Source organism: Protofrankia sp. Cj5 (genome assembly GCF_917627405.1).
GTDB lineage: Bacteria > Actinomycetota > Actinomycetes > Frankiales > Frankiaceae > Protofrankia.
Window position 1 is genome coordinate 1 of record NZ_CAKJTO010000097.1, and the last position, 17,124, is coordinate 17,124.

A 17,124-nucleotide genomic window follows, 5' to 3' on the forward strand; every position below is an offset into this window, starting at 1 on the left:
CCACCAGGCACACCGCCGCGAGCAGCCCGACCAGGCCCGTGACCAGGCGGGCCCGCAGTGACCACCCGAGGCGCCATGCCCTGTTACCCACAGCCGCCGCTCATGGCCGATGCTCGCCAGGCTTCAGGACGTAGCCCGCGCCCCGCACAGTGTGGATCATCGGCGTGCGGCCGGCGTCGATCTTCTTCCGGAGATAGGAGATGTAGAGCTCGACGACGTTGGCCTGGCCGCCGAAGTCGTAGTTCCAGACCCGGTCGAGGATCTGGCTCTTGCTGAGCACCCGGCGCGGGTTGCGCATCAGGAAGCGCATGAGCTCGAACTCGGTGGCCGTGAGCTCGATCAGGTCGTCCCCGCGCCGGACCTCGTGGCTGTCCTCGTCCAGGGTCAGGTCGCCGACCGTCAGCTCGGGGGAGGTGCGCGTGGCCGCGACGCCGGCCCGGCGGATCAGGCCCCGCAGCCGGGCGACGACCTCCTCCAGGCTGAACGGCTTGGTCACGTAGTCGTCGCCACCGGCGGTGATCCCGGCGATGCGGTCCTCCACCGCGTCCCGGGCGGTCAGGAACAGCACCGGGACGTCGGATGCCTCCGCGCGCAGCCGTCGCAGCACCTCCAGACCGTCGATGTCGGGCAGCATGACGTCGAGCAGCACCGCGTCCGGGCGGAACTCCCGGGCCGTGCGTACCGCGCCGAGCCCGTCCGCGGCCATCCGGACTTCCCAGCCCTCGTAGCGCAGCGCCATCCCCAGCAGTTCGGACAGCGCGGGCTCGTCGTCGACGACGAGCACCCGCAGCGCGGTGCCGTCCGCCCGGCGCAGCGCCGGGAGCAGCTGGCGCGTGTTCTGGCGCACCGGCTGGTGCGCCGCCTGGTGCGCCGGCCCGTGCGCCGGCTCGTGCGCCGGCTCGTGCGTGTCGTCGGCCGGTCCGCTGGGGGACGCCGGCCCGCCGGGGAGCAACGCCATGGCAGTCATGCAAACACAGTGACCGTGCTATCCGTGCGCCAGCCGTGTAATTCCTGTGAATTTCCTGTGTTTACCCGGCGGGGCCGGACCGAGGCCTATCGATCCGGGGCGTATCGATCCGGGACGTGTCAGAGGCGGGCACAGTAGTCTTCTCAGCGCCGGAACGGGTATAAGGGGCGTGGCCCCGCGGGGTGCGGCCGGGGTCCTGATCGCGTGATCCGGCGAGCGGCGTCCGCCGGCCGGGTGGGTCGTGACGGTTTGGCAACGGGGGTAAGGCATGCCGGATTCCGCCATCGTGGATGTCCCGATCGGGCTCATCCTGGTGTTCGCCATCGGCAGCGTGGCGGTCTCGCGCCTGAACGAGACCGTGTTCGGCCTGGTGTGCTACCGCGGCCGTCAGCTTGAGGCCGAGCTGCGTCGTCTCTTCGGCGACCGGCCGGTCGACAGCACGGCCGCCGCCGTCGACATCAGCCGGACGGCCCAGCTCCTCGACGGCCCGCTGCGGGGACTGCGCTCGGGCAGGCATGCGGGAGAGGCGCCGGACATAGGGACCGCGCCGGTCTCGGCCAGCGCCTGGCGGCGGGCCCGCCGGATGCGGCTGCCGTCGTACATCCCGTCGGTGGCATTCGCGCGCGGCGTGCTCGACATGCTGGAACCGCCCGCGCGGGTGCTGCTCGCTCGGATGGACCGCCTCACGATTCCCGACGCGGCGCTCCCGGCCCTGCGCGAGGCGCACCGGTCGCTGACCGATGTCAGCGCGGCCGCGCTGTCCGAGGCGCTTGCCGCCTCCCCGGCGGCCACCGAGGAAAGCCGCCGGATCGCCGTGTCGATCGTCGGGCTCGCCGCCGCGGAACCGGTCGGGCCGCTGCTGGACGAGGTGGCCAAGCTGCCCGCGGACGCCCCGCTCCGATCAGCGCTGATCGGCATCGTCACCCGCGCGGGCCACGACCGCGATCGGATCATCGCCGAGCTCGCCGAATGGTACGACGACACGATGGACAGGCTGTCGGGCTGGTACAAGAGGCGCGTCACGCGGTTTCTGTTCGTCTACGCGTTGCTGCTCACCCTGGTGCTGAACCTGGACGCGGTCGCTCTCACCAACGCGCTGTGGGAGAACCGGTCGCTGCGGACCGCCGCGGTGGAGGCCGCGTCCACCCAGCTGGTGTCGGCCACGGCGGCCACCGCACCCGCCGCCAACGCCGAGGATGCCGCGAACCGGGCCGTGAACGCCGTCCGGGACGCGGCGGCGCTGCGCCTCCCGCTGGGGTGGAGCGGGGCCGGTGCCGACCGTTCGGATCCCCGGCGGATTCCCGATGACACGGGTGGCTGGGCGTTGAAGATCTTCGGGTGGCTGCTCACCGCGCTCGCGCTCTCGCTGGGTGCGCCGTTCTGGTTCGATCTGCTCGGCCGTTTCGTCAACATGCGCAGCAGCGGTCCCAAGCCCACTCCCGCCAGCGACTGACCAGCCTGGGCGCCGGCTGGCATACCCGTGGGCATGACCCGCCGCGCCCAGGGCGTCACGGTGACCGGCACGGGCTGGCGCGCAGGACGAGCTCGAGCTCGAAGCGGACGTCCGGGTCGTCCAGGCCGTCGCCGAACAGGGCACGCAGCTGGTTCAACCGGTAACGGATCGTCTGCGGGTGGACCTGGAGCTCGGCCGCGATCCGGCCACGTTGCCCCCGCAGCCGCAGCCATAGCAACAGGGTCTCCGCCAGGCGCGCACGGACTTTGGCGGGCAGCCCGTCCAGCGGGGCGAGCCGCCGGCTGGTGAGGTCGGCAAGCAGCGCCGGGTCCTGGGCGAGCAGCAGCTGGGCCAGGTGGTCGTCGGTGAACAACGGCTCGCCGGGGCCGTCCGGCGCTCCAGGCAGCGCGCCGCGGTCACGGACGCCTCGGGCGAAGGCCGCTCTGGCCGCGCTCGCGGACGCCTCGGGCCACGGGACGGCTGGGCCGACGATGGCGCCGAGACCCGCCAGCGCGCGTTCAAGCCATCTCCGGCGGCCGGGGCCGGCCGGGTCGCCGATGAACATCCAGATGTCATCACCCTTGATGGCGCGGGGGGCGTCGGGCGGCAGGGCCAGGCATCCGACGCGGTGGTTCACCCGCTCCTCCTGGCCGTCCGCGCTCGTGTCCGCGTTCGTGTCCGCGTTCGTGTCCGCGTTCGCTGGCCCCGGCACGATGACCGCGGCGAGGATGTCGGGCAGCCGGTAGGAGGCGGCACGAGCGGTGTGTTCGATCGTCACCGGGCTACCGCCCGACAGCAGCAACTCGCCGAGCCGGTCCCACAGCCGGCCGCGTTCGCTCGCCGCCTGGGACTGTGCCAGCGCGTAGCCCTCGGCGGTGGCACCGGAGATCCCGTCGACGTAGGCGAACATCGTCTCGGCCAGCGACACGAGCCCGTCAGCGTCCAGCCCGCCGTGTCGTGCCGCGTTCGCGAGCCGGCGCCAGGCGACCCGGGCGCCGACCCGGTAGGCACCGAGCAGCGTGTCCAGGGAGCGGCCGGCGCGGAACTCGCCGCGTCCCAGCCGGACGTAGACCTCGCGGCTGGTGGCCAGGTCCGGCGGGCCGCACGAGTGCGTGCCGACCACGGTGAGGAAGCGCATCAGGGCCTCCTCAACACCCTGGTGGACACCGCGGCCGAAGGAGCCTTCCAGCGGACGTGCGTACGCCGGTACCTCGCGCGCGATAGCCGCGATCAGGTCATCGCTCAGGGTTACGAGCTCGAGTCGCAGGATATCGGCTAGATCAGAAGGAAACTGTCCTCCTGGAACAGTTTGCATCGGGCGCACTCTACTCCGGGTGGTCACGCTGCCAGGGTGTCTCATCGACCGTCGCGAGGAAGGCCGGCCGCGCTTCGGGCCGGCATTGCCTCCGGCCGGCCGTAGTGGATAATCAGGCATCGTGGACGTGCCGACCGGTTTGTTCAGCGCTGTGGTCACCGGCGTCATCATCGGCGTTCTCGCGCGTCTGGTCGTGCCGGGCCGGCAGGCTATCGGCTGCCTGATGACCATTCTGGTCGGGCTTGTCGGCGCCGCGATCGGCCTGATCGTGGCCAGGGGGATTGACGCCAGCTGGCTTCTCACCCTCGCTCTCCAGGTCGCCGTGGCCGCGGTTCTGGTCATGGTGGCGGCGGGAAGCCGCAACATGCGCTGATCGACGGGTCATGCCCGCCGATGGGAGCCCCGGTCCAGCCCTGACGGGATTCTTCGCAAGCAACAGATCCCAGCGGTTGTGGCCTTGTGGCGCGGATCATCCAGGACCAGAACCATCAACGGCGCGGGAGCAGTAGCGTTGCCAACCGTGCCCCCTCGTACCGAGACGAACACGATCGCCGTTTCGCTGCCGGCGCCCTCCTATCCGGTTGAGAAGACCTCGCTCGCCAACGGCCTGCGCGTCGTACTGGCCCCGGATCACACGGCACCGGTCGTCGCGGTGGCTGTCCACTACGACGTCGGTTTCCGCTCCGAACCCGAAGGCCGTACCGGTTTCGCGCACCTGTTCGAGCATCTGATGTTCCAGGGCAGCGAGAATGTCGGGAAGGCCGAACATCCGAAGTACGTGCAGGCAGCCGGGGGCATGTTCAACGGCTCCACACACCCGGATCACACCGACTACTACGAGTTGTTGCCGTCCGGGGCGCTGGAACGCGCGCTGTTCCTGGAAGCCGATCGGATGCGCGCTCCGCGGATCACTCGGGAGAACCTGGACAACCAGATCGCGGTTGTCCAGGAGGAGATCCGGGTGAATGTCATGAACCGCCCCTACGGCGGCTTTCCATGGATCACGCTCCCACCTGTCGCGTTCGACACCTTCCCGAACACGCACAACGGCTACGGCGACTTCCATGAGCTCCAGGCGGCGAGTCTGGACGATGCCGAGGACTTTTTCGACAAGTATTACGCGCCTGGCAACGCCGTGCTCACCGTCGTCGGTGACTTCGACACCGAGAACGCGCTCAGGATGATCGATCGTTACTTCGCGGGGATCCCGCCCCGTCCGGTGCCGGTCCGGCCGAGTTTTGCCGAGCCGGTGCGTACGGAGGACCGGCGCGCTGTCCTGACCGACCCGCTGGCCCCCCGGCCCGCGCTTGCCGTCGGCTACCGGGTGCCCGACCCCACGGCGGACCTACCGGCCTTCCTGGCCTATGACGTGCTCACCCATGTCCTGTCCGCCGGTGACGCAAGCCGTCTGGAGCGGCGGCTCGTGCAGAAGGACCGATCAGTGATCAGTGTCAGTACCTACCTCGGCACCTTCGGGGACCCGTTCGACCAGCGGGACCCGCTGTTGCTCACCTTCGAGGCGCGCCATCCGGCTGAGTCGTCCAGCGCGGCGATCCTCACCGCGGTGGACGAGGAACTCGACCGCATCACCGCTGACGGCCTGGAACCGGGCGAGCTCGCCCGCGTGCAGGCCCGGATCGTCTCAGGCTTGCTACGTGAGGCTGACGACGCGCTCGGCCGGGCGCTGGGCATGGCCGCCTTCGAGCTGCACCGCGGCCGTCCCGAACTGATCAACGAACTGCCCGGTCTGGTCGGCGCGGTGACCTCGGACGGGGTGCGGGCGGCGGCGGCGGCGTTGCGCGCTCAGGGCCGGTCGGTGCTGGAGCTGCGCGCCGGAGCGGCGTCATGAGCCAGGTTGATCTGCGCGGCGGCACCGGGACCGTTCTTATCCCGCCGGTGGCGCCGACCGTTGCGGCCGATCTTCCCGCGGTGGCCGAGCGGATGCTGCCAGGCGGGCTGCGGGTACTGGTGGTCCGGCGGGCCAGTGTGCCACTGGTGGAGGTGCGGCTGCGCATTCCGTTCACCGGTCGTGGCGCCGTGCATCAGGCCTGCGCCGAGCTGCTCGCCGAAACCCTGTTCACCGGTACCCAGTCGCGGGACCGGGTCGAGCTCGCCACGGCCGTCCAGGCGCTGGGCGGAGCGCTCTCGACCGGGGTGGACGCGGACCGGCTCGCCGTCGTCGGCTCCGCGCTCGCGACCAATCTCGTTCCCCTGCTCGATCTGATCGCCGAGGTGCTCACCGGGGCGGTCTACCCGTCGAGCGAGTTCTCCGGTGAACGGGAGCGGGTCGTCGAGGAGGTCACGATCGCCCGCAGCCAGCCCGCGGTGATCGCCAGGGAGGGCCTGCTGCGCCGGTTGTACGGCGACCATCCCTACGGCAGCGACACGCCCGCGCCGGACGTGGTCGCCACGGTGACCGAGGCCGAGGTGCGTGCCCTGCATGCCGAGCGCGTGTCACCGACGGGTGCGATCCTGACCCTTGTCGGGGATGTCGATCCGCGGGCCGCGCTCGACCAGGTCGAGGCGGCGTTCGGCGGGTGGGCCGGCACGCGGGCCGATCCCACGCCACCGTTGCCGGCGCTGGTCCACGGCCCCGTCATGATTATTGATCGGCCCGGTGCCGTGCAGACGAACATCCGCATCGGCGGGCCGGCCGTGGACCGCCACGACCCCGCGTACGCCGCACAGCGGCTCGCGAGCACCGTTTTCGGCGGCTACTTCAGCTCACGCCTGGTGTCCAACATCCGTGAGGACAAGGGCTACACCTACTCGCCACGCAGTTCGGTCGACTATCCGGTTGCGGGAGCCCGTTTCACGGTGACCGCGGACGTGGCAACGGACGTGACCGCGCCGGCGCTGCTTGAGATCTTCTATGAGCTGGGGCGGATGGCTGTGCTGCCCGTGGCCGCTGATGAGCTGGACGCGGCCCGCCAGTACGCCGTCGGCACGCTGGCGCTGTCCACGGCCACCGCCGTAGGGCTTGCCTCGACGCTGTCGGCGTTGGCTGGCGCCGGTATCGGCGTCGAGTACCTGCGTGACCATCCCGTGGCGCTCGAGGGTGTGACGCCCGAGGACGTGCTGGCGGTCTCGGCACGGGTGCTGGCGCCGGCAAAGCTGGTGACCGTGCTGGTCGGGGACGCGGAGAAGATTTCCGCCGCGGTCAGCGGCCTCACCGAGCTCGTGACCGCTGACCGCTGACTGTTGTCGCTGACCGCTGGCCGTTGCCGCTGACCGGGTCTCACTCGGTCAGCGGCGGGACGGATTCGGCCGGGGCGGTGTCGGTCGAGGGCTGGCACCGCCCCGGCCGGCCAGTTCTCCGGGCAGGACCGCCCGCGGGTCGGCGACCGACTCGACCACCTGCCGGGCCAGCTCGTGCACGCGCCGCCCCATGCCGCGGGCGGTCCGGCGGAGCCGTTCGAACGCCTCCCTCGGACGGATGCGGTGACGTTCGGCAAGCACTCCGATCGCCTGCTCGACGATGACCCGTGAGGCCAGCGCATGCTCGAGCTGGACGACCGACAGCCGCAGCCGTTCGATCTCGGTCAGATCATGATCGGGACGCCGGGGCCGACCAGGCGGCGCGAGGTCCTCGGCAAGCAGATCGGCGAGGACCATCGCGGACAGCAGGTCGCCGACCGGCCGCACGTCACCGCCCGGACCTTCCACGATCCACCCGGCCGGCGACCTACGCAGGCGCATCTCGGCCTCGGGGCGGCCGGCGGACGGCCCGTTGTCCGGCGCGCCTGGGGACGGCCGCCGCCGGGCGGGCTGGCTCAGCCGCGCCGCTGTGCCGGATTCCGCTGGTGACGGTGCGGGCGGGCCGTTCTCGGTTCGCCCGCCGGCTTCGGCCGGCTCGGTGCTCTCGGCATCGTCCATGACGGTGCCGAGAGCACCGGCAATGCCGCGCAGCATTACGATCATGGATGGCGCGAGGGCGACCTGCGCTCGATCCAGCCCGATCAGCAGGCCGTGTAACCGGCCATCGCCACCCAGGACCGCGACGGCGACGTAGCTGCGCACCCCGAGCCGCGCCGGCTCGTCCGTGCCGGCGACCGCCGGATCACTGGTCACCTCGCTCAGAGCCACGGGCGCGCCGTCGAGTACCCGCGCGCCGATGGCTTCACCCCGGGGCAGGGTGAAGCCATCGGCGAGGCCGGGCAGAGCGCCCGTCGTCCGCCGGTAGGTCGCGGTCGAGGCCGACAGGGCCACGAAGGCCGTCGCTTCCATCCGGTGGACGGCACCCGCGGCCTGCAGCGCGGCATCGACCGCGCTCCACATACGTGCTGAAGGTACTGACGACACAGCCCGAACTCTGCCACAAACTTCACGGGCAGTGACGGACACCGTCCTCCAATCTGGTGCCACGGGCGTTCGGTGAGCGTGGAAATCAAGGTAGCTGTTGCTCTGTGTATCCTTTATGCGGCAGAAGCGACCTTCTCGGTAACCTGGCGCAAGCTCGGGTTCGTCAACGCGGTGCCGTCGGCGAAGACAACGGTGGGTACCGTTGCGTTCCCGTTGTTCGCGGTCCGGACGATCCGCTCGGCTTCCGGGTTCTCCTCGATGTCGACTGTCACGTACGCCAGCCCGGCCGCGTCGAGCTGGCGCTTGAGGCGGACGCAGTAGCCGCACCACGATGTCGTGTAGATCGTTAGCACGAACAGCCCTTTCTGCCGCGATGGCGGAACAAATCTTCATAACCACGGCGCGGCCGTGTCGCTTCCCGTCGGTGGGAACGGCTACGGTCCCCTCTATGGCCGGTTCGAGGGTCCCACCGAGGGATGACGATCCCGCCCGGCCGGTGGCGGGTGAGGCTCAGGCGTTGGTCGAGACGCTTGATCCGGAGCAGCGGTCCGCCGTGCTCGCCCCGATCGGCCCGGTCTGCGTCCTGGCTGGCGCGGGCACGGGCAAGACCCGGACGATCACCCATCGGATCGGCTTCCTGGTCGCTACGGGGGCACTCCCAGCCGGTCAGATCCTTGCTGTGACCTTCACCACGCGTGCCGCGGGCGAGCTGCGGGGGCGGCTGCGGGCGCTCGGTGCCGCCGGAGTGCAGGCGAGAACTTTCCACGCGGCCGCGTTGCGGCAGCTCGGGTACTTCTGGCCGAAGGTGGCAGGAGCGGCGCTGCCCAGGCTCGTGGAGAGCAAGATCGCGCTGGTCGCGCGGGCCGCCAGCCGGCTGCGCCTCACCCCGAGCCGGACGGAGCTCCGGGACCTCACCGGTGAGATCGAGTGGGCCAAGGCGACTCTGCTCACCCCCGCGGACTACCCAGCCGCCGCGGCTGCCGCGGCGCGCGAGACCACGCATCCCGCGGAGGTGATCGCCGACCTGTACGCCGCGTATGAGGCGGTCAAGCGGGACGCGGGCGTGCGCGACTTCGACGACCTGCTGCTGCTGGCGGCAGCGGTGATCGAGGAGCATCGCTGGGTCGCGGACGAGCTGCGGTCCCGGTACCGGCACTTCGTGGTGGACGAGTACCAGGACGTCAACCCGCTGCAGCAGCGCCTGCTCGATGCCTGGCTCGGCGAGCGGGACAGCCTCTGCGTGGTCGGGGACGCGAATCAGACGATCTACTCGTTCACCGGGGCGTCCCCGCGCCACCTGCTGGAGTTCCCCCGCCGCTTCCCAGCCGCGCACGTGGTCCGTCTCGTGCGTGACTACCGCTCCACCCCGCAGGTCGTCGCGCTGGCCAACGGGCTGATCGCGCGTGCCGGCGCGGCCGGGCAGCCGGCCCCATCCGAGCCGCTGAAACTCCTCGCACAGCGTCCGGACGGCCCGGTACCGGTCTTCAGCGAGCACGACAGCGAACCCGAGGAGGCCGCCGCCATCGCCGGCCGTATCCGCGCGCTCCTGGCCGCGGGTGTGCCGGCCAGCGAGATGGCTGTGCTGTACCGGGTCAACGCCCAGTCCGAGGCCTACGAGAGCGCGATCGCCGCCGCCGGCATCCCCTATCTGGTCCGGGGCGGCGAGCGCTTCTTCGACCGGCCTGAGGTCATCGAGGCGGTGCGACTGTTGCGGGCGGCGCTGCGCTCGGCCGAAGGTGACCAGCCGGACGGCCTGGTCGCCCAGGTCAGTGACGTCTTCGCCGCGGTGGGATGGCGCTCGGACGACCCGCCGCATGGCTCGGGCGCCGAGCGGGAGCGATGGGAGAACCTGGCCGCGCTCGCCCGCCTGGCCGATGACATGGTGGCGGCTGATCCCGAGGCATCTCTCGAGCGGTTCGTGGCAGATCTCGCTGACCGTGCCGCGCACCAGCACATCCCCACAGTGGAGGGGGTGACGCTCGCCTCCCTGCACGCGGCAAAGGGCCTTGAGTGGGACGCGGTCTTTCTCGTCGGTCTCGTCGAGGGGACGTTGCCGATCATCCATGCCAAGACCCCCGCGCAGATCGAGGAGGAGCGTCGGCTGCTCTACGTCGGTATCACCCGGGCGCGGGAACACCTGACCCTGTCGTGGGCGCTGGCCCGTAACGAGGGCGGCCGCAGATCCCGCAAGCCCTCGCATTTCCTTGACGGGCTCATGCCGCGCCCGGCCGCGGCGCCGGGCGCGTCGGCTCGGGCGGGCACGGGGGACGCGGGCGAGCGCGGCACCGGCGGGCAGCGGTCACGGAATCGCTCCGCGGTCCGCTGCCGGGTGTGCGGACGCCCGTTGGCGGGTCCGGCGGCCAGGGTGGGCAGATGCGAGGACTGCCCCGCCGACGTCGACCAGGCGCTGTTCGAGCGGCTGCGCGCCTGGCGGTCAGCTCGGGCGAAGGAGCAGGGCGCGCCGGCATTCGTGGTGCTCACCGACGCGACCCTGATGGCGATCGCCGAGCGCCGGCCCGCCGATGTCGCGCAGCTCGCCGGTATTCCCGGCATCGGCCAGGCCAAGCTCGACCGTTACGGCGAGGACGTGCTGGCTCTTGTCGACGGGCGGGCGCTGCCCGCGTCCGTCCCGTCGCCGTCATCCGGGTGATCAGCCTTGCTCTTTAGAGCGCCCGGCAACAGGGGTATGGATCAAGGAGCGGGGCTGGGGCACGCACCTCGCCTCATCGTTTCCCATCCATCGCCGCGCGCCGCACGGGTACCCCGGCTCGTCGGTCGCCACCCGATGCCTCCGGTGGCTCCCCGCGTTACCTCGCGATGCACGCACCCCAGCCCGGGTTCTTGATCTATTTTCCTGTTGCCGACGCTCCAAAAAATAGGTTGCCTCGGTGGAGGCAGCCTTCTACCGTATTCAGCGAGCACTGGAAGTGCCTGTCCGTCGCTGACGTCAACGTAAGGAGGTGGTCCCTGTGAGCAGCACTGGGGCCATCGACGCGTTCGTCCGCCCGCCGAATCGGTTCAGGCCGCGTGCCGCCGTCCGTCGCGCATCGTCCTTTGTGAACCCCATCCAGGCATGGGCGATAGCCACGCTCCATCTTTCGGGTCCGCTTCGAGGTTTGCCGCTGGCTTGACAAGCCGCAGAGCGCCGACTTCGAGGCCGCGGATCCCGGATGGGACCGCGGCCTTTGTCGTCTCACGGTCTGACGAGTTGAGCTTGACCGAACCTTCCGTAACCGATTCCTGAATGAATATCGGAGATGACGCCGGTGTTTGACCCATTGATCGTTTCTCGGATCGAGCGGGACCGGCTGGCTTTGCCGTGCTGGGACGTGGATCCGGACCTGTTCTTCGCTGAGTCCCCGCGGGATGTCGAGGCGGCGAAGGCGGTCTGCCAGGGGTGTCCCCTGCGGCCTGCCTGCCTGGCCGCCGCTCTCGACCGGTGCGAGCCCTGGGGCGTGTGGGGCGGTGAGCTTGTGGTAACAGGCACAGTCGTCCCCCGCAAGCGGCCCCGCGGCCGGCCTCGCAAGACTGTCGCCGCCTAAGCGGTCGCCGCCGGACGTTCATCCAGGGCCTGCCGGCGGCGGCCGCCAAGCGCCTTTCTGAAATATCAGGGGGCGTTGATCGGAATGTCTCCTGGCGGGCCATGGCGTGCCGGTAGTGTTTGATCGTGCCCAGCAGCCAGCGCACGTTCCCGGTCCAGACCGGTGCTCACGACACAGCCCTGACCACGGGCAATCAGGTCCACGTCAGGGCTGACGGTGACAGCCTGTCCGCCGCGGTCGCAGTCCTGACCCACCCGGATCTCGCCGGCATCGTGGATGTCGTCGCGTGGGTCCGTGACGGCTGGCTTACCGTCGCCAACGCTGGCGGCGCTTCCAGGGTTGCCCTCGCCGACCCGACCGGCCCCTGGCAGGTCCTGCGCGGGCACGATCCGGTGGCCGTGCAGGACCCGATGCACGGTGTTCCCATGGCTGCGGCGCTGGATGATCCGTCACCGCCGAACAGCCGCAACTCCTACCCGCTTGCCGGCGTACGGCTCGCCTCGGCCTTCGCCGATCCGCACCGGTCACCGGACATCGTGGTCGTCCACAGCGCCGCGCACCACTGGCCGGAACGCGGCGGCCACCTGGGTGAGCACGGGTCGCTGGACGCGGGCCAGTCCCGGGCACCGCTGCTGCTGTCCGGGGCCGGGGTCCGTGGGCGGGGCATGCTCGACCGCTTCGCCCGCACCGTTGACATCGCGCCGACCCTGGCGTTGCTGGCCGGGGCGTCCATGACGGGCCCGCAAGGGGCAGAGATCGACGGCCGGCCGCTCGCGGACCTCTGTGAGCCGGGCGCCCGCCATGTCGTCGGGCTGCTCTGGGATGGCGCGAACTGTAATGATCTGCTGAACATGGCCGGCACGGGTGAGCTGCCGGCCGTTGCGCGCCTGCTGGCGCGGGGGTGTGCCCTGGCCGGTGGTGCCATCGCCGAGTTCCCGAGCGTCACGCTCACGAACCACACCTCGGCGCTGACCGCGGTGGGCCCGGGACGGCACGGCATCCTGAACAACGTCTACTTCGACCGCGAGACCGGGCGCCGGATCATCGCCAACGACTCGTCCACCTGGCATGTGGCGTGCGACCAGCTCCGGGACGGCGTATGGACGATTTTCGAGGCGATCGCGGCGGCACGTCCGGGCGTGTCGACGGCGTGTGTGAACGAGCCGGTCGACCGGGGCGCGACCTATTCGACTTTCGCGCTGGTCCGCTCGATGAACGGCGGCGATGGCGCCAGCGGCCTGGGTGAGCATCTGCCCTCGGCACAGGACGACCCGTACGCGACCGCGCGGTGGGTCGAGGCCGACCCGGACTACGCCTGGTCGACCCAGGTGGACGCGCTCGGTCTCACGCAGGTTGAGCAGCTGTGGGGCGGGGATGCGCAGCCGCCCGCGTTCATGTGGTGGAACACGACGCTGACCGATACCGGGCACCACGGCGGCGGGCCCTACTCGCCGCAGGCCCGCGCGTCGATGATTGACGCCGACCGGCGTCTGGGGGCCTTCCTCGACCTGCTCGACGCGCGCGGGCTCACCGACGACACCGCCATCCTGCTGACCGCCGACCACGGCAGCGAAGGCGCGGACCCCGCGTGCACCGGCGACTGGGACGATGCCCTGCGGGCCGCTGGGATCCCCTTTCGTGACGAGGCCTACGGCTTCATCTACCTCGACGCTCCCAGCGCCGCCCCAGGGCCCGCGCGGGAGACGACAAATGATCACCAGTAGGCCGCGACGGGTGCGAAGGTGGTGGGGTGACGCTGTCGAAGAAGGCTTCCTGGTTCCTGGTCGCGGTGGGTGTCTGGTCCTGGATGATCTGGCCGACGTTGTAGAACATTCATTTATGACCTAGGTAGTGGTCTCGCTGGGCGTGTCTGTCTTCGCGTAGTGTGACGGTGTTAGGGCGGCTCGTCCGCCGCCGGGGGTGCGAAGCTGGACGGGTGACTCTCTCGAAGCGTGCGTCCTGGTTCTTGATCGCGGTTGGCGTCTGGACATGGGCGATCTGGCCGAATTTCCTTCGGAACGTGTGGAAGGATGATCGTTCCTGGGGCGACGGTCCGACCGGCTTCTTCACTGTCCACCTGGTTCTGACCGTCGTCTCGCTGGCGATCGGCTCGGTGGTCGGCTGGCTCGGCATCCGTGGCATTCGCGCGGCCCGCCAGCGCGGCAACGGTGACGCCGCCCCGTCCAAACGGCTGATCAATTCAGGTCGTTGACATAGCGGAGACGGCGGCGGTCTTGAAATGCTCGTGGTGGTCCGGAACCGACTTTGATCGTTATATCGGTGACTTGGGAAGACCACCGCTGACCTGCGCTGACGCCCGGGACGGATCCTGGTCGTGAGTCTCACTGGGTCCCACCGAATCCGGCGCTCGACAAGGGCTCACGGAACAGGCGCGGAACGGTTCCGCGGGTCCGGCGACCCGTCCGGTTGCCGTTCTCGGACAGGGCCTGGGCTGGAATGCGCGCGGCGGTGCGAAGCGGGGCAGCCCATCCCGGGGTGCAGGGGCCTCGCCCCTGCCGTAACTGCTGCTTTCGTCCGGGTGGAGCGGCCGGGTCAAGGGTGGCCGAAGGCCAGTCCGGAGGACCGCGCGTAGCGCGCCCTTGACGCGGTCGTGGAACCCGGCCACTTGCCTGGCGGCGAGCCTCCCGGCCGAAGGTCGGGATCACCACCCGCGAAACGTCCGCCTTTCATGTGCGGTCCGTGGTCGTCCGCTGCCATTGCCATCAGCGTTACTGTCAGGTGGCGGGCCGGGGTTGCGGACGAGCACGCACGACGAATCGGCGGATTATGAGCTGCCGTGTGCTTCGTCCGCCTATGTCCGCTGACGTCCGTCGGTACAGGTCACGGGTCTGGCCTCGTCCGCGGACATACGCCGGCGTCCGTGGTCGTCAACGGGCTGGGCTGCCATCGTGGCTGCCATCGGTGGCGTCGAATTCATGCTCTCCCTGGCTCGGCTCGAACCGCTTCGTCAATTACTCGTCATGGATGACCAGCAAAGCCCGGCGATTCTGCAAGGCCCGTGCGGTGCCACGTAATTAAGCAGCAACTTCGACCGTCACGCCACGGCTAGTTGGTGGCGGTACGAGTTCACCTGAGAGGCGTAGGCCCTCGATGTGAAAGGCAATGGCGTCGCGCATCTCGGCTTCGCATTCTTCGGGAGTGTCGCCAGTGGCGGCTACGCCTGGTAGATCTGGGGCATACGAACTGTAGTTAGTCGAGCCGTCACCCTCGATCACGATCAAATAGCTACTCATGATCCTTCCTCCCTCGAAGCGTCATCGGCGGCTGACCCGCCGTTCCTCAGTCCAGCTTGCCTCAGGATGCTCTCTCGCGTCTTGGGGTGAAGGTCGTCGCTGGGCTTTCCGGCAACTGTGACGACTCCCCGTCTCCTTGGATGTGTGAATTGACGGTGGCTTCCACGGGTACGACTAAGTACCCATCCATCGGCTTTGATCACCTTTAGGATCTCCGAGACCTTCACGGCAGCCGACGCTACCGGACCGACCTCAACTCAACCCAAATGCCTTCAGTCGAGAGAAACCCCGGCCAGGGGCCTGCTCCGCAGAGCAGGCGAGGGGATTCGAACCCCTAACCGTTCGATTACAAGAGCAAGGCAGACCGTCCGCCCATGTACGTGGACGTCCGCTGACCTGCGGTGCGCGTCCGCTAGTGTCCGTGCCTGTCCGCCGATGTCCGCCGGCTCGGGTACAGGGATGGGTACACCCGGACGGATCGGAGCAAGTGCCGGTGCAGTCCACGCCACAAGCTTGGGAAACATGTGCCACGGCTGCCGCTGACCTGCACCAGAGCGCCCCCGCCCAGGTCCGCGGCGGTTCGGTACCCGCCCTGGCCGACCGGGCCACATGCTGACCGGTGCTACTGGCACGGGAATGGCATGCCGCGACCTCTGCTTGCCGGGGCGGTGCGGGTCGTCCGCTGGTCTGCGGGTGTCGGATCGTCGACATGGTGGGGGGCGAGTTTCCGTTTGGGTCGTTACGTGGTAGATCTGTGGCGGCGGGTAGCAACCGGTGTTGGAGGGGGCCTGCGATGGTTGCGGAGTGGATCACACCGTTGGCGGCGTCCGGCAGTGCCGCGCTCGTGGCCGCGGTGGCCACCGATGCCTGGCAGTCGGCGCGTGACGGGGTGGTGGGTCTGTTCGGGCGGGCGGGGCGGCGCCGGCAAGAGCTGGCCGAGGGCTGGCTGGACGAGGACGCGGCGACGCTCGCGGAGGCCCCGCCGGGTGAGCGGGAACGGCTGCGCGGTCAGGTTGCGCCGGTGTGGCAGGTACGGCTCACCGATCTCCTCGCGGAGTTCCCCGACGCCCGGGAGGAGTTCCGGGCGTGGGCGGACCAGACCCGGGCCGCGTTGCCGGCGGTGGACCAGTCGTGGGTGCAGAACAACATTGCGGGCCGAGATAATTATGTGGTGGGGCACGGCTCGCAGGTGTTCTACGGGGCGGGTGGCCACCGGCCGGATGCCTGAGGCACGGTGACGGCGGGTCGCGGACGGTGGTTGATGGTGTCCGGTGACCAGTACAACACCGCCAACCGTGATCTTTATGTGGCGGAGAATCAGTATTTCTCCGGCTCGCAGCCGGGATATCAGCTGGTGCCGTTCCCGATCGAGGTGCCGGTGCCGCCGGAGTCGGGGTGGGAGGCGCCGAGCCGGTTGCTGTCGGCCCGGTACCGGCTGGTGCCCTTCGCTGGCCGTACGGGTGAACTCGCCGACCTGGCGGGCTGGCGTGACGGCGGGCCGGGGCTGGCGGTACGGCTGGTGCACGGTCCGGGCGGGCAGGGCAAGACCCGGCTGGCGGCGCAGTTCGCCGCCGAGTCCGCCGCGGCGGGGTGGGGGGTGTGGGCGGCCCGCCAGGAGCCGAGCCTGACGGCGGGCGAGGCCCCCCTACCGGCTGGGTGTGGCGTGCTTATCGTCGTCGACTACGCCGAGCGGTGGCCGCTACCGGAGGTGTTCGCGCTGCTGGCGGACCGGCGGCTACCGGCCGGGGTGCCGGTCCGGGTGGTGTTGCTGGCTCGGCCGGCGGCGGGCTGGTGGCGGTCGTTGGCGTACCGGCTCGGTGAGCAGGATGTCACGGCTACCGTGCAGTGGCTCGGTCCGGTCGCGACGGGAGGGACGACCCGGGCCGCGTTGTTCACCGCGGCGGCGGCCCGGTTCGCCGAACTGCTCGGCGTGGCAGGCGCCCCGGTCGGCCCGCCGGCCGGGTTGGACGACGATGACGCGTTCGCCTTGGTGCTGACGGTGCACATGGCGGCGTTGGTCGGGGTGGACGCGGCCCGGGCCGGGCGGGCGGCCCCGGCTGATCCGGCCGCACTGTCGGGGTATCTGTTGGACCGGGAGTGGGATCATTGGCGGCGGCTGCACGACAAGGTGATGCAGCCGATGGTGACCAGCCCGCGGGTGATGGGACAGGCGGTGTTCACCGCCACGCTGACCCGGCCGCTGCCCTACGAGCTGGCGGCCGGTGTGCTCCAGCGGGTCGGGATGGCCGTCACCGAGGACACCGCCGGCCAGATACTGGCCGATCATGCTC

General features: G+C 70.2%; 15 protein-coding genes and 1 pseudogene. 10 read left to right on the forward strand and 6 right to left on the reverse strand.

The genetic code is table 11. From position 1 onward, the window contains the following. Positions 1-100: 100 nt before the first annotated feature. A complete protein-coding gene (locus MJ777_RS18095; protein ID WP_370652764.1) occupies positions 101-967 on the reverse strand; it encodes a response regulator transcription factor in 867 nt (288 codons plus the stop codon). A gap of 268 nt (positions 968-1,235) precedes the next feature. On the opposite strand from MJ777_RS18095, the gene MJ777_RS18100 reads away from it, so the two are divergent. Then, positions 1,236-2,420, forward strand: a complete 1,185-nt coding sequence (locus tag MJ777_RS18100; RefSeq protein ID WP_239345809.1) for a hypothetical protein — start codon at positions 1,236-1,238, stop codon at positions 2,418-2,420. A gap of 55 nt (positions 2,421-2,475) precedes the next feature. Here the strand turns inward: MJ777_RS18100 and MJ777_RS18105 are convergent, their stop codons facing one another. Next, on the reverse strand, positions 2,476-3,735 hold the full coding sequence (locus MJ777_RS18105; RefSeq protein ID WP_239377251.1) for a helix-turn-helix domain-containing protein: 1,260 nt from the start codon (positions 3,733-3,735) through the stop codon (positions 2,476-2,478). A 121-nt stretch (positions 3,736-3,856) separates the two neighbouring features. Here MJ777_RS18105 and MJ777_RS18110 point away from each other — a divergent pair, with 121 nt between their 5' ends. The 3 genes from MJ777_RS18110 to MJ777_RS18120 all read left to right on the forward strand — a co-directional run bounded on the left by MJ777_RS18110 (position 3,857) and on the right by MJ777_RS18120 (position 6,933). Then, the gene (locus tag MJ777_RS18110; protein ID WP_239311244.1) at positions 3,857-4,108 is read left to right on the forward strand and encodes a GlsB/YeaQ/YmgE family stress response membrane protein; all 252 of its coding nucleotides are present in this window, start codon (positions 3,857-3,859) and stop codon (positions 4,106-4,108) included. A 174-nt stretch (positions 4,109-4,282) separates the two neighbouring features. Further along, positions 4,283-5,584, forward strand: coding sequence for a pitrilysin family protein (locus tag MJ777_RS18115; protein WP_239311250.1), 1,302 nt, complete (start codon positions 4,283-4,285; stop codon positions 5,582-5,584). Next, a complete protein-coding gene (locus MJ777_RS18120; RefSeq protein ID WP_239377252.1) occupies positions 5,581-6,933 on the forward strand; it encodes a pitrilysin family protein in 1,353 nt (450 codons plus the stop codon). Before MJ777_RS18115 ends, MJ777_RS18120 begins: the two co-directional genes overlap by 4 nt. Positions 6,934-6,981: 48 nt before the next feature. Here MJ777_RS18120 and MJ777_RS18125 read toward each other — a convergent pair whose 3' ends face one another. Together MJ777_RS18125 and MJ777_RS18130 are read right to left on the reverse strand one after the other, a co-directional pair. Beyond that, positions 6,982-8,013, reverse strand: coding sequence for an ANTAR domain-containing protein (locus MJ777_RS18125; RefSeq protein WP_239377253.1), 1,032 nt, complete (start codon positions 8,011-8,013; stop codon positions 6,982-6,984). Between the two features lie 137 nt (positions 8,014-8,150). After that, positions 8,151-8,390, reverse strand: coding sequence for a mycoredoxin (locus MJ777_RS18130; protein ID WP_239311241.1), 240 nt, complete (start codon positions 8,388-8,390; stop codon positions 8,151-8,153). 95 nt (positions 8,391-8,485) lie between these two features. On the opposite strand from MJ777_RS18130, the gene MJ777_RS18135 reads away from it, so the two are divergent. The 4 genes from MJ777_RS18135 (at position 8,486) to MJ777_RS18150 (ending at position 13,791) form a co-directional block, all read left to right on the forward strand. After that, positions 8,486-10,687 (forward strand): ATP-dependent DNA helicase UvrD2, encoded by a 2,202-nt coding sequence (locus MJ777_RS18135; RefSeq protein ID WP_239377254.1) that lies wholly within the window; start codon positions 8,486-8,488, stop codon positions 10,685-10,687. A gap of 616 nt (positions 10,688-11,303) precedes the next feature. Beyond that, entirely contained in the window at positions 11,304-11,579 is a 276-nt protein-coding gene (locus MJ777_RS18140) for a WhiB family transcriptional regulator (RefSeq protein WP_305039285.1), read from the forward strand. Between the two features lie 125 nt (positions 11,580-11,704). Next, a complete protein-coding gene (locus MJ777_RS18145) occupies positions 11,705-13,303 on the forward strand; it encodes an alkaline phosphatase family protein (protein ID WP_239377255.1) in 1,599 nt (532 codons plus the stop codon). A gap of 212 nt (positions 13,304-13,515) precedes the next feature. Then, positions 13,516-13,791 (forward strand): SCO4848 family membrane protein, encoded by a 276-nt coding sequence (locus MJ777_RS18150; RefSeq protein WP_239377256.1) that lies wholly within the window; start codon positions 13,516-13,518, stop codon positions 13,789-13,791. A gap of 823 nt (positions 13,792-14,614) precedes the next feature. Here MJ777_RS18150 and MJ777_RS18155 read toward each other — a convergent pair. Beyond that, positions 14,615-14,833: a type II toxin-antitoxin system HicB family antitoxin gene (locus MJ777_RS18155; RefSeq protein WP_239377257.1), complete on the reverse strand. Its 219-nt coding sequence runs from the start codon at positions 14,831-14,833 to the stop codon at positions 14,615-14,617. Next, positions 14,830-15,060 carry a type II toxin-antitoxin system HicA family toxin gene (locus MJ777_RS23205; RefSeq protein WP_370652765.1) on the reverse strand — a complete coding sequence of 77 codons (231 nt, stop codon included), beginning with the start codon at positions 15,058-15,060 and terminating at the stop codon, positions 14,830-14,832. Before MJ777_RS23205 ends, MJ777_RS18155 begins: the two co-directional genes overlap by 4 nt. Before the next feature lie 566 nt (positions 15,061-15,626). Between MJ777_RS23205 and MJ777_RS18160 the strand changes: the two genes are divergently transcribed. Together MJ777_RS18160 and MJ777_RS18165 are read left to right on the forward strand one after the other, a co-directional pair. Further along, a complete protein-coding gene (locus tag MJ777_RS18160; protein WP_239377258.1) occupies positions 15,627-16,061 on the forward strand; it encodes a hypothetical protein in 435 nt (144 codons plus the stop codon). Between the two features lie 33 nt (positions 16,062-16,094). After that, a pseudogene (locus MJ777_RS18165) lies at positions 16,095-17,124 on the forward strand (tetratricopeptide repeat protein); the annotation flags it as partial.